9 protein-coding genes are annotated in these 13806 nt (G+C 36.7%); all 9 read right to left on the reverse strand.

Annotation, left to right across the window (positions count from 1 at the left end; all coding sequences use genetic code 11):
- Nucleotides 1-11: 11 nt before the first annotated feature.
- Nucleotides 12-1166, reverse strand: coding sequence for an N-acetylglucosamine-6-phosphate deacetylase (gene nagA, locus QNH20_RS23885; RefSeq protein ID WP_283920420.1), 1155 nt, complete (start codon nt 1164-1166; stop codon nt 12-14).
- Between the two features lie 54 nt (nt 1167-1220).
- Complete coding sequence (locus tag QNH20_RS23890; RefSeq protein ID WP_283920421.1) at nt 1221-2387, reverse strand: SIS domain-containing protein; 1167 nt, start codon at nt 2385-2387, stop codon at nt 1221-1223.
- Nucleotides 2388-2940: 553 nt separating this feature from the next.
- Complete coding sequence (agaF, locus tag QNH20_RS23895; RefSeq protein ID WP_283920422.1) at nt 2941-3363, reverse strand: PTS galactosamine/N-acetylgalactosamine transporter subunit IIA; 423 nt, start codon at nt 3361-3363, stop codon at nt 2941-2943.
- 27 nt (nt 3364-3390) lie between these two features.
- Nucleotides 3391-4260: a PTS system mannose/fructose/sorbose family transporter subunit IID gene (locus QNH20_RS23900; protein ID WP_283920423.1), complete on the reverse strand. Its 870-nt coding sequence runs from the start codon at nt 4258-4260 to the stop codon at nt 3391-3393.
- Nucleotides 4250-5023 carry a PTS N-acetylgalactosamine transporter subunit IIC gene (gene agaW / locus QNH20_RS23905; protein WP_283920424.1) on the reverse strand — a complete coding sequence of 258 codons (774 nt, stop codon included), beginning with the start codon at nt 5021-5023 and terminating at the stop codon, nt 4250-4252. Before agaW ends, QNH20_RS23900 begins: the two co-directional genes overlap by 11 nt.
- 16 nt (nt 5024-5039) lie before the next feature.
- A complete protein-coding gene (agaV, locus tag QNH20_RS23910; RefSeq protein WP_283920425.1) occupies nt 5040-5513 on the reverse strand; it encodes a PTS N-acetylgalactosamine transporter subunit IIB in 474 nt (157 codons plus the stop codon).
- Nucleotides 5514-5726: 213 nt separating this feature from the next.
- Entirely contained in the window at nt 5727-6383 is a 657-nt protein-coding gene (locus QNH20_RS23915; protein WP_283920426.1) for a GntR family transcriptional regulator, read from the reverse strand.
- 382 nt (nt 6384-6765) lie between these two features.
- A complete protein-coding gene (locus QNH20_RS23920) occupies nt 6766-12936 on the reverse strand; it encodes an Ig-like domain-containing protein (RefSeq protein WP_283920427.1) in 6171 nt (2056 codons plus the stop codon).
- A gap of 596 nt (nt 12937-13532) precedes the next feature.
- The gene (locus QNH20_RS27165; protein ID WP_481858117.1) at nt 13533-13601 is read right to left on the reverse strand and encodes a hypothetical protein; all 69 of its coding nucleotides are present in this window, start codon (nt 13599-13601) and stop codon (nt 13533-13535) included.
- Nucleotides 13602-13806 lie beyond the last annotated feature (205 nt).

Below are 13806 nucleotides of genomic sequence, written 5' to 3' on the forward strand. Positions count from 1 at the left end.
CTCTTTCCCAATCAGTTCTCAGCTTGGTACCGGCAAACACCATCAAGATACGTCGCCATTAATTCGAGCTCAGGCGTTAATACGATAAAATCTGCATCATGGCTGATTGCAATCTTTCCGCATTCCCTATCCATACCAATACTTTTCGCAGGTGCTGTACTTGCCATGTAGATGGCTTCCTCCGGGGTTGCATTCCCCCAAGCGACGACATTTTTGACAGCATCTTTTAATTGCAAAATACTGCCCGCTAAACTTCCGCTTTCCAAACGAGCCGCCCCGTTCTTCACTTCGACAGGGAATTCTCCGAGCTGATAGCGACCTTCCGGCATACCGCCTGCCATCATGCAATCGGTCACCATCACGGTTTCCTTCCTGCCGCGGGCATTCATTAAAATATTTGCAGCAACAGGATGAACGTGATGTCCATCACAAATAATTTCGGCAAACACATTTGGCAGATTCATAGCTGCGCCCGCCATTCCCGGATCACGATGGTGCAGCCCGCTCATGCCATTGAACGTATGAACAAAAATTGAAGCTCCCTTTTCAACCGCTTGTTTTGCCTCATCATACGTCGCGTCACTATGAGCAAGCGCAACCGTAACCTGATCGTTCACAGCGAACTCAATAAATTCAGCTGCACCCTTTCTTTCAGGAGCAAGTGCAATTTTTTTAATAAAATGACCCGATTTCTTTTGCCATGTTTCCAGCAATTCGACTGAAGGGTCAGAAAAATAATTCGTGTTTTGAGCCCCTTTGTGCCTTTCTGTAAAAAATGGTCCTTCTAAGAAGATTCCTTTTATTTTGGCACCCTTCACCTTCGTATAATTTTCTCCTATCATCGCCACCACATTGTTCAACGATTCGGCCGAAGAGGTTAACGTAGTAGGTAAAAACGACGTCACGCCACATGAAAGCAGCCCCTCGGAAATTGCCATCAATCCGTCTAAGTCATTGTCCATGACATCATGATTTTTAAAGCCATGAATGTGCGTATCGACTAAACCCGGAGCAACCCATTGTCCGGCATAATCGATTACCTCAGCCGTTTCATTTGGCAATGTCTCATAAAAGGTACCAAATTTCCCGTCTTTTATTTCCAGAAAACCAGGACCTGCCACCCCATCCTCAAGAAAAAACTTGTCTGCGTAAACAAATAGTTCCATAATCTGCACCTCTGTTTAGAAAAGAGAAAGACTGAACATCCCTTTCCCACTGAATTACTTGTATTCGTGGATCGTAACACCTTTTACAACACGATTGACCGTTCCGCTTGGTGAAGGAGTATCCGGTGTATTCCCAACTTTAATCGAAGCTAGCAGGGCGAGCGTTTGTCCGACCATGACGTACGGCAGCGACAGGTAGGCATCCGGCACTGCGCGTGCTTCGCTGTCAAATAAGAACGTATCACCTTCATAATTCGTGTCTCCATCCACTGCAATGGCACAAATATAGCTGGCGATGCTATCCTGTCTCAATTCATTTAAGATATCGAGATCGTAACGGCGTGTATATGGTTGGTTGGAAACAAACACAAACACGACCGCTTTTTCATTCACAAATGATTTAGGACCGTGGCGGAATCCGAGTGATGAGTCAAAAGAAGTAGCAATTTTCCCGGCAGTTAACTCTAATATTTTTAATTGTGCTTCTCTCGCTAAGCCTTCAAAGCCACCTGAGCCAAGATAAATGATTCGTTCAAAATCGGCAGCAATCATTTTTTTAATATCAGCTTCTCTACTAATGACACTTTTACCCATGCGTTGAATTGTTTCGACAATGTTCATTTTTTCTTCAACTGACAGCGAATCAAAAATGAGCAGTGCAGTTAAAGCCATACATGTGTAGCTTCCCGTCATTGCAAAGCCTTGGTCATTGGACCTTTCAGGCATCAATAATAAGAGATTGCTCTCATCCCCTTGTGCCCGTTGTGCCAACTTCCCATCCTTAGAGCAGGTGATCGTAATCTGATAGAGGTCCGATACCACTTGTTCTGCTAATTCCACTGTCGTAACGCTTTCCGGACTGTTGCCGCTTCTGGCAAATGAAATTAATAATGTCGGAATGTCTGATTTTAGAAATTGGTAAGGGTTTGACACGATTGCTGTTGTTGGAACACTCATCAAGTCCCACTGTTTTTCATCCACTTTTTCCTTTAAGTAGGGAGTTACGGTGTCACCCACATAGGCGGAGGTTCCAGCTCCTGTAAAAATAACTCGGATACGTTCATGCTTTTCTGTTAAGTTCTGCAAGAACGCTTCAATCTGCTGACGCTTCTCCTTATACAATACAAGTGTTTCGCCCCATAATTCAGGCTGTTGTTTAATTTCACCTGTTGTAATCAATGCCCCTAATGACATTAATTTTTCCTTACTTACTGTAAACAAATCTAACACTCCTCTTATTTTTTTGGGTGTTTTCCTAAAAAGTTGATTTAACTACGTTTAAACTCTTAAAAAATCATAATATAGTTAAAAAAGACAACATATATGCAAGCTATCAGCGAATTTAATCACATTATTAGCGAATCTTCCGAGTCTATTGGCAAATCAATAAAAACAAGTCTGATATTTAATTCTGTTCGAATACCCGTAATCCGATATCAACGACATTCAAGTCGTTCAATTTTCCTTCCATTTCCTAATGTTGGGTTGTTGGTACAAGTTTAATCAGATGAAAAAATTATAGAATCTAGACTATGGGAATTATAGTCTGATTGTTGTTGTAAGCAATTCTATTATATCACCCTAACTTGTAGGGTCAACCCAACATATAAAAAACATTTAATGCGGTCGAATCCTTCCGCATTAAATGTTTTAATATTCAGGGGAAGAAGATCGACACCCTAGCCACCTTACACTATTCAGTTGTAACCCCGTTCTATCAGTTTCCTTAACGGAGCGTGGCAGGTACCAATTGTTCTACCCTTTATCGCTTTCATTAAATGCCCGCTCCTGTTGATCTTGGACGCTCCGTTTTTTGAAAACCTTTAATAGCTTGTTTACCAGTATTGATTGCTAAATCTCTTAAACCATCAATCTGAAGTCCGTCCTTTAGTAGAGCAGTTTCGATGACCATAGCAAGATTTGTTCCGCCAACCACAGCAGAATTTTCCTTCCCATTCGTAAGTGAAACGGCCGTCTTAAATGGAGAACCGCCAACTAAATCACATAAGACTAAGATTGATTCACATTCTTGTAATCTTGCAAAAGCTTCAAGTAGCTTTTTCTCAAGGTCGCCTGTTGAATCGGTTTCAAGAAAATCCACGTATTCCACATTGGGTTGATCTCCAGCGATTAGTTTTACAGAAGATTGAAGACCCGTTGCAAACGATCCATGACCGCTAATGATCAAACCGTTCATTTTAAAATGCCTCCTAACATGCTAAAATTATAAAATCGTTCCAAAAGGAAATGGAATTTTACCAATAATACCGACGATAACGGTAATAATAATTAGCTTAACTGGAGAAAATCCCTTTTTTAATAGGTAATACATTAATAATGTATAGGCTAAAGGCAATAGATTTGGCATGACTTTATCAAGTAAATCCTTTTGCAGGGCAATTTTTGCCTTACCAGCATGGATCACTAAATTTGTTTCTAGCTTTACGAATGAGGCAATCAATGCGCCGACAACTGTTAACCCTACAATCGATGCAGCATGTGCTACTTTTTTAGTATTTTCCTTTAGAGAACTGATGGCATTTGTTCCGGCACTATAACCGTAATGCATTAATCCAAATCTAAGCCCAAAATGAACTAGGTTAAAAATTAATAAGAATATCACTGCCCCCATAGGGTTTCCATCTTGCCCAAGTGAGGCACCTATACCAACGCAAATAGGAAGGAGGGTCAGCCAGAAAAGAGCATCACCAATTCCGCCAAGTGGTCCCATCATGGCTACCCGAATAGCTCTAATCGTATTTCGGTTTTGTTTCTTTTCCTCCATTGCGAGGACAATCCCCATAATAATGTTTACAAGGAATGGATGCGTGTTGAAAAATTCCATATGACTTTTCATTGATTCACTTAAATCGTGCTTATTTTTGTGAATCTTTTTCAAACCTGGCAAGATCGAATATAACCATCCTGCGGCCTGCATTCTTTCATAGTTAAATGACGCTTGTAGTAATAAAGATCGCCACACCATCTTATTTAAATCTTTTTTAGTTAAGACCTGATTTGTGGCGCCATCTTGATAATAATCCGGACTGCTCGTATGGTTGATTGTCGTTTCTACTGCTTGTTTAGATTCCACGTTTTGGAACCCCCCTTACTGATCCATCACCAGTAGTTGCTTTGAAGTAATCGTAAAGCGCGATGGCGATCCCAATTAAAGCAACAGCAATGACTGGCATGTTCATATATGTGACTAAAATAAATCCTACGATTAAAAAGGCAACATATTGTTTTTTCAACATAATCTTTAACAGCATCGCAAAACCAATTGCAGCCATCATTCCACCGGCAACACCAAGACCGCTAATAAGCCATTTTGGTAAAGTCTCTACGACCCCTTTGGCAGCGTCTGCGCCAAAATAAATTGGTAAAAATGCAATAACAAAATAGAATACAAATAATGTAAGAATTCCCAAATAATTGATTCGTTCAATTCCCTTTGTATTCGCCTCTTGTGCATATTGATCAGCTTTATGCATAACTGGCGAAAAAGCTGTAAACATGAGGGTGATACACGCCTGAACGGCAACTGCAAACGGAACAGCAATACCGATTGCCACTTTTGGCTCTTGTCCTGTTAGAATCGCAAACGACGTTCCGATTATACCCCCAATAACAACGTTTGGCGGCTGTGCCCCAGCAAGCGGCACCATACCTGCCCACACTAATTCAATGGCAGCACCTGTCATAACTCCTGTTTTTAAATCCCCAAAAATCAAGCCAATAATGACACCGGTTACAATTGGCCGGTGAATGTGGAACAACCCATTAAACAGGTCTATTCCTGCAATTCCAGCCCAAATGGCAACTAACAAGGCTTGAATCAGCATATGATTATCCATTCATTCTCACTTCTTTCTATAAGTGTTTTAAAATATCATCTGGTCTTTCATCCGGAACACGGCGTACTTCGAGATTCACTCCTAAGTCACGCAGCTTCCTAAGGGCTCTTTTATCATCTTCATCAACGGAAACAGTGGAGAATAATTGCGTTTTTCCTTGGGAAAAATGCATATTCCCAATATTTACTTTTTCAATTGGGACTCCGCCCTCTACAAGTCGCAACACATCTTGTGGTGTTTTCACAACTAAAAAGATATGCTGATCATCCGATGCATTGTGGATCACATCAATGGTTGTCTGGATTGAGAAAAAGCGAATTCCGATTGAACCCGGAACAACCATTTCCATTAAATCCTGTTGCACCTCATCTTCAGACACTTCATCATTTGCAACTACAATTAAATTAGCCCCTAAATGATTGACCCATGTAACCCCTACTTGTCCATGAACCAATCTGTTGTCGATTCTTGTTAGCAAAATATTCGGCATGATATTACCCCCTAGTAAAATAATTGATGAATTGGATATCTTAACTCCTTTAACAACCCTGTTCACCATTCCAGATGGTGATGGGTTATCTGAAGCTATTCCCTTGAATAGAATTAAATAATGCAACTGCTGACCATAAAGCAAATAGTTTAAAGCAAGATCAACATGACATAATCATGTAGACACGTCATTACCAGTTAAGGCGTACCTAGATTAATTTTCTAGGCGAACATGGTATTTAAACTTGTCACCTCTGGCGATGGTATTCGTATACTCAATCACCCGGTCTACCCCATGCGTTAATCGTTCAATACGTAAAGACGGCAAGGATGGAGGCATCTTTAGCAGTTTTGCCACTTTCTCAGCTGTCATTACCGGCATAAATAACTCCTCTGCCATTGTAATTTCTGTTTGAAAACGATTTCTAAAAATCTCATATAAAGCTGTATGTTCTAGATCTTCTTTTGTTATACCCGGGAATAAATCAAAGGGTACAAAAGATGTTTCAAGCATCATTGGTATATCATCAGCAATCCGCAATCTCGAAAAACAGTATACCTTACTGCCCTCAGCAACTAAAAGCTTACTACTAATCTTTCGATCGGCCTCAAGAACATCAAACGATAAAACCTTTGAGATAGGAAGTTTACCTAACTTTTTCATCTCTTCTGTAAAGGAATAAAATTTGACGAGCTCTTGACTAACTTTTTTCGGTGAGACAAAAGTACCTTTTCCATGCACTTTATAGATATATCCATCTTTCTCGAGCTCGTTTATAGCTTGACGAACGGTTGTCCGAGATAAATCGTACTGTTGGCATATTTCCCTTTCAGACGGTAATTGCCCATTTTCTCCTATCTCATCTTCCATTTTTTTTATTAAAATATCCATTAACTGCAGATACAGTGGAATTCTGCTTGTCTTATCTATACGAATCGTGTCTCACCTCCATAGTTGCATGTGGTAGTGTGGTCATTACCAGTATAACTCCCTTTAAATCCCTTGTAAAGGTTTTCAATAAAATATTTTAAGATTTTTTACGTTGGAAGAAATGATGGTATTCATTACTGCTTAGAACTAGGGAGAGAATGGTATATCGATATGGGTTATGAAGGTGTAATGCTTAATCTCAAGCCAAAAGAAAAATATATAGTTGAAGTTTAGGATGAAAGGGAAGCATAACCACGTTGATATGCTTCCCTTTTACTGGATGCTACTGCTTTTATCTTAGAAATCATTTTCTCTAACGCTTTTACTGTTTCTTCTGTGTATGCTCGCTGTTCTTAATGGCTAAATTAGCTAAAGCTAAATTTAAGGTTTTAGTTGCTGCAACTACTTCTTGTTGTGTAGCTTCTTTATTTTTTAATACTTTTTCAGCATTCTTTAATTCTTTCTTAAGCATTGTTACACTTTCCTTAGTATATTTAGATAAATCCATATTCTTTACTTTATTTATTAAATCTTCAAGAGCAGATTTATCTGGAACTAATTTTAAATCAAGGTAAGACTTTAGTAAGTTATTATAAGCTTTATCTACTTGTGTTGCATCTTCATTTCCTAAAACCTTTTTAGCGTCATTTAATGCTTTTTCAAACTTATTCCAAGTTGACTTAATATATTTATCTTTATTTAAGCCTCCAACCATATTTACTAAGTTTTGAAGATCTGTCTTATTTATATTCTTCTTAACTAAAGCATCTATAGCTGTCTTTAAGTTATTTAAAGCTTTATCTACTTCCTTTTGCTTTGCATTTTCATCAGCTAATACACCTTCTGCTTCTCCAAGAGCTCTTTGTAAGTTAGCCCATGAATCTGATGTATACTCTTTTTCAACTAATGCTTTTGCCGAATCTACAAGAGTTTGTAATACTTCCTTATTCCCTTGTTTAAACTCAAGCATCCATATTGAATTAACTAATCTCTTAAATGCAGCATCTACTTCTACTTCTGTTGCATTATGATTTCCATAAACTTCTTTAGCCTGCGCTAATGATTCATTAAATTCTTTAACAACGGCTGGTACTACACCTTCTAATCCACCATTAGCTGCCACTTCATCAGCATAGTCTATAGCTATCTTTAATGCTGCCTTACCAACTTCGTCTTCTTCAACTTCTCTTTCTAAAGTTATTCCATATTTAACTTCTTTAAGTCCATTTTCAGATTTTACAATAACATCTAGCTTCTCTGAATTACTTACAGTATAAACTACAGATGATGATGCATTATTTGTTGCATCTACTATTATTTCTGGTAAATCTTCATTAGCTTTTAACTTCATTGTATAATTATATCTATCTGAAGCAAAGCTTTCTAAATCTTTTCCATTAACTTTTATTCCATTTACAACGAAATCTGGATTTTGCACTACTCTCTGTTCAAAGGCTTGCATTTCTCTTATTGCTAAACCTTTACCTGTCTTCGCTTTCATCTTTATTCTTAAAGCCTTTGTCTTTACCATTTCAAAAGTATAATAATTTGTATCTGTTGGTGATGTAATTTCTGGGTTAGAAACTAAATTAGATACTGTTACCCAATTACTATCATCATTAAATGGGTTTGCTGGCTCCATTAATACCTGTCCTGGTTTATTTGGTAGAACAACCTTATCTCCAACATAATATTGTATTTCAAAGCTTTCTGGAAGGCTGCATCCATGATCTTCAAAGAAATTAACTTCTAGATTATTTATATATTTATCTTCTGGTACATCTGTTCCGAAGATAACGCCAACCCAATCACCACTTCTCCTTGAAGCGTCTGCCCAGTTAGTCCATCTCTTATTATCTATCATTTCATCATTTACAGATTTAATGCTATCAAATGGTTCATGTGTATATGAAGCTATTGCCATTGCCAAATCGAAACCTACTCTTGTTCCTGCAAAGTTAATACCTTTTACAGTTACATCAGTTACTCTGATACTTACATTTACAATTTTATCTGTTCCTTCTACTGTTCCATTTACAGCAAAAGTTCCAACTTTACTTAATAACTCTTTATCATAATCTTCCCAAGTAACAGGAAGGTCAACTATTGTTCCATCTGTATAGTAAGCCTTTACTGTTTGTGGAAGCTTTGGTTCCACCTTTACATTAGTTGCAAGTGAAACATTTTGTACTGCTGATAATCCCTTAACAACCACTTTAGCCTTAGCTTTTAACGCTTGTCCTTCAACAGTTCCTTCTACTTCAAATACCCCGTACTTATTATAAGAATCTTCCTTTACATTATCCCAAGTAACCTTTACCTCTCTAGGTAATCCAATATCATATATTGCTTTTACCTTTTCTGGTAATATTGGGGCAACTCCCTTATTCGTTTCTACATTTACTTTTTCATATGAAATAATTGTTTTTTCAGCTGGGTTCTTTCCAATATTTATTTCTATATCTTCAGTACTTACAGTCTTACCTTTATAAGTTACTTCCGCATTTAGAATTACTGTTCCTTCTGTATAAGCATATAACTTACCATTTTCTATTTTCGCTTCACCAGAATCCTTAGAAGATATATTATATTTAGCTTGTATTTGATCTTTGTCAATTGAAGAATCATCTTCTAATGTTCCCTCTATTATAATATCAACAATATCATCCTCAATTATATTCTTCTTAGATAATTCTATTGTTGCTGAAGTTAATTGTGGATCACCTTCTGAAAAATTAACTATATAACTATTAGTTTTTCCATCTTCTGCTGTAACCATAACAGTAGCGTTACTATCAACATTTAATGCTGGAACTACAAATACACTTGCAGTATCCTTAGCAGTCGCTGTAACTACTGGTACCTTTGAAGCATATGGTAGATTAATTGCATACTGATTGGTGTTCTCATTAAATCCTTCAACACTAGCATCATTTACTTTAATATCACTTAATAACGCTGTACCTTCACTCTCTACTACATTAGAATAAATATAAAATTCAGTAATACCAACTGCCTTATTAGCTACAGTATCCTCTTTTAATAAAGTTCTTATTTGGGTTGTATCTACTTCATCAAAAGTAATTTCTTCTGTTCCTTCTGCTGAAAATCCTGTTGTCTTACTTTGATTAGAAACTCCAAGCCATTCATTACCATTCCAATATTCAACTAAAATCTCACTTGGAATAGCAACTCCACCATCAGTATATAGTGAAATTCCTATTTTACTTATAGAATATTCTTCATTAAACTCTATACCAACATATTCATCATAATTTTGTCCAGGTTTCCCCCAGTTTGTCCATCTGTTTTTAGGGCTACTCACCTTAGAAACAATACCATCATTTATATTATTTACACTATCATATAGACTAAATCCATCAAATGCTCTTGGATATGCCTTACCTTCATTTAATGCTATATTTGCTTCTTTAAAATTATCAGATACAACTACAATAGCTTTAGCCTTTAAACTTTCTACTCCTGTAATCATACCTTCTATTGTAACAGTTTTAGCTGAATCAACATCCTCTGCTGTTAACTCTCTCTCCCAAGTTACTGGATACTTTTCTATACTTCCATCATTACTTACTACTGACACTTTCTCTGGAAGCTTAGCTTGTTTGCCGACAGGTACTAACATCCTAGAATCTAATACACCAATAATAGCTTTAACGATTACTTTAATATTTACTGAAATATTACTGCCTGCTACAGTTCCATTAACTTTAAATATCCCTGGAGTTTTTAAAGCATCCTCTGGAACTGAATCCCACATAACATCTACTTCTTTTTTGCTTCCATCTGAATAAATTCCTGTTACTTTCTCTGGAAGTTTTAGTTCCCCATTAATAGGTACTGTAACATCACTTACATCATATCCAAGAATCTTATTTTCACTTAATTCTTCTCCCGGTACAGTGTATACTGTTGTGTTATCAGAAGAAATTCCCGGACTTGTTGCTGTTAATGTAAATGAACCAGCATTTTTTGTTGATTGAACAATAACTAAAGCCTTACCATTAAATGCCTTTCTCTTATTATCTTTATATCTCTCAGCAGTTGCAGCATTACCGTTATCTACTCCCACAATCTTACCATTACCTTTAACATCAAAATTTATTAAGTTATCAGCATTCGGTACTAATGTTCCATTTTCATCAGTTACATCTACTGTTATAAATGATAAATCATATCCATCTGCAGTTATAACTTGCCTATCTGCACTTAAATCAATCTTTTTAGCATCATTAGCAGTTTTAACTACATCTCTTGCCACTACTTTACCATTTTCATCTTTTGCAACAGCTGTTAATTTACCTGGCTTGTAAGGCACTCTAAATTCTAAGTGTAGCTTACCATCCTTAGTTTCTTTATACCTATCATTGTACCCCGCATCGGTAACCTGATATCCTTTACTTTCTATTAATTCACCTAAATCAGTACTTGTTACATCTTCATTAAAATATAAGTCAACAGAATTAGCATTAGTATATGCATATACTAATATCTTATCTCCATCAACCTTTATACTATCATCATTCTCCCAATTCCAGTGTGGTAATAAATGAACCATTGGCTCATCTGACCATTGACTTTGGTAGAAATAGAATGCATCCTTTTCAAAGCCTGCCGTATCTATAGCTCCAAAATATGAAGATTTTGATGGGAATTTACCATAATAAGGAGTTGGTTCTCCTATATAATCGAAACCTGTCCAAATATATTCTCCTAGTATATATTCTCTATCCCTATTCATCTTCCATGATGCTTCTGCTGTTTTACCCCAAGCAACACGATCATTATCATAAGAAGATTGTTGTAAATCTGGATGATTATCACCTATACCAATTTTTTCTGGATGTGCATATACTCCTCTACTTCTTACAGCAGAAGAAGTCTCTGAGCCATACATTACCCAGTCTTCATATTTTTCTTTATATTTGTCATAATTATGTTCAGCATAATTAAAGCCTACAACATCTATAATATCAGCTACATTTTCATGAGCTCCTTCATTCCCCATAAATGCAATTTCTCCCATGGTTGTAGGTCTTGTAGTATCAATTTCCTTAACCCACTTCTGAAGATTTTTTGCTACTTCCAGCCCCTTTGCTTGGCTTGTTTCCCATATCTCATTTCCTAATGACCACATCATTATACTTGGAGCATTCTTTCCTCTGTTAATCATTTGTTTAAGATCATGCTCTGCCCAAGTCATATCTCCATGAATTGATTTTTGCTCGAAAAACCTTCCATAATCATATGGATTCTTTCCGCCATACCAAGTATCAAAAGCTTCTTCTATAAGAAGAATTCCCTCTTCATTACAACTATCTATTAAGTGTTGTGAAGCAGGATTATGAGTAACTCTTATAGAATTTACTCCCATCTCTTTTAACTTTTTAACTTGTCTTCTTATTGATGTTTTATTATCAACAGCACCTAAAGCTCCTTGATCATGATGCATACTCACCCCTTGAAGCTTCATTTGCTTCCCATTTAAGAAAAAGCCATTGTTAGGTGTCATATCAAACCATCTAATACCAAAATCTGTTTTATACTCATCTACTATTTTATTATCAATAATTACAGTAGTAGCCACCTTATATAAATATGGATTTTCAGTTCCCCAAAGTATTGGATTTTCAACCGTTACATCTGCATTGAATTTCTTAGTAGCACCTGCACTAACTACTTCAGTAGTAACATTTTCCGCTACGCTATTTCCTTTAGCATCTAAAATAACTGATTTAACACTTACCTCTTTATCTGTAGATTCCTCATTCATAATATCTGTTTTAATATTAACTTTAGCTCTACCTTGTTTGTATTCGTTTTCTAAGTCTGGTGTAGTTACATAAGTACCATATTCTGCAACATGAACATTTTCAGTTACTGTAAGACTAACATCTCTATATATACCACTACCTGAATACCATCTACTACTTGGCTGCTGATTTGTTGCCTTTACAGCTATAACGTTTTCAGTAATACCATCACATATTAAATCCTTTGTTATATCAAATGAAAATGGAGTATATCCGTAAGGATTATTACCTACTTGCTTTCCATTTACATAAACATAACTATCCATGTATACTCCGCCAAAGTTAATACTTATTTTTTTTCCTTCCATTTCCTTAGGAAGCACAAAGCTCTTTCTATACCAGCCAGTTCCTCCATCTAGATATCCACCATTATAGCGCCCTGGAGAATCTTTATTAAAATCTAATTCTATGCTCCAATCATGAGGTAACGTTAACTTTCTCCATTCACTATCATCAAAAACTTTTTCTTTCGCTCCTGCTACATCTCCTAAATTGAATTTCCAATCATCGTTAAATGATATAGTTCTTTGTAATTCATTATTTATAGTACTAACTATTTCACTATTATCTCTTGCTGTAGTCTCTGCAAATGTTGTTATCCCTGGAGAAGTTGTAATTACTGCTGCAGCTATAACTAGGCTTAATATCTTATTAAACTTCATACCTTTAGCTCCATTCATCAATTTTTCAACTCATCTTTTATATTCAGTATATTTTGACTAAATACGTTATGCTGATACTAATATAGTTTCATGGACACATCTTAGACCCTTAAACAGTTTAATCAATGCTTTTAGACCATCCTCTTCCCCAGCCCCACCAGCTTAAGATTTCGAGCTCTTCCGATCCGTTCTCTTTGTCCCCTCCACCATCGCCTGAGCTTGAACTGCTTCAGGCGGAAAGAACTAATGAAAAAATTAAAACGAAAGATATCTAGACTCTTTTTCAATTTTTCATCCTCCTTACTTTATTTGAAAACGATTACAATACCATTATAAAAAATAGCAATCTTCAATAGAGACAGAATTTTCTGCATTATATTGTGAATTTCTGGACTATTTTAGTCTGGGTAAAGAAAACTCGCCGATTGGCAAGCTCTTAGACGAAGAATAATGTACTATTTGCCCTTTTCACGCGCAAAACTTCCGATTGTCCCCTCAAAGAACCGTCACCACCGATTTTGGTTTAAAAAATAGGAATCCCTTGTAAGAGATTCCTATTTTTACATATAGCCTTACACTCTAAATGAACCGAGGTCTTACTTCATAACCCCATTTTTATCAAAAGTGTACCACTTGCCAGAAATCTTAACCTGGCCTGTCTGCATGGCACCGCTTGTATTAAAGTAGCCGACTTCTGCCAGCCAGTTTACATCGCCGCGCTGCTCTTAAAGTAATACCAGGAAGTACCCAGCTTCAGCCAGCCGGGTTGGTCTGCTTCCCTTTTACTGGATGTTGCCGCTTTTCCCTTAGCAATCATTTCCTATAAGGCTTTTACTGTTTCTTCTGTGTATTCTTTCTTTTAAATGGCCT

Origin of the sequence: Neobacillus sp. WH10 (assembly GCF_030123405.1) — a bacterium.
Classification (GTDB): Bacteria; Bacillota; Bacilli; order Bacillales; family Cytobacillaceae; genus Neobacillus.

What these genes read in the sequence shown, in the direction of transcription:
- agaV (WP_283920425.1), bottom strand. Translation starts at nt 5,513, where the DNA reads ATGCCGAATATTTTGCTAACAAGAATCGACAACAGATTGGTTCATGGA.
- QNH20_RS23920 (WP_283920427.1), bottom strand. Translation starts at nt 12,936, where the DNA reads ATGAAGTTTAATAAGATATTAAGCCTAGTTATAGCTGCAGCAGTAATT.
- nagA (WP_283920420.1), bottom strand. Translation starts at nt 1,166, where the DNA reads ATGGAACTATTTGTTTACGCAGACAAGTTTTTTCTTGAGGATGGGGTG.
- agaF (WP_283920422.1), bottom strand. Translation starts at nt 3,363, where the DNA reads ATGAACGGTTTGATCATTAGCGGTCATGGATCGTTTGCAACGGGTCTT.
- agaW (WP_283920424.1), bottom strand. Translation starts at nt 5,023, where the DNA reads ATGGATAATCATATGCTGATTCAAGCCTTGTTAGTTGCCATTTGGGCT.
- QNH20_RS23915 (WP_283920426.1), bottom strand. Translation starts at nt 6,383, where the DNA reads ATGGAAGATGAGATAGGAGAAAATGGGCAATTACCGTCTGAAAGGGAA.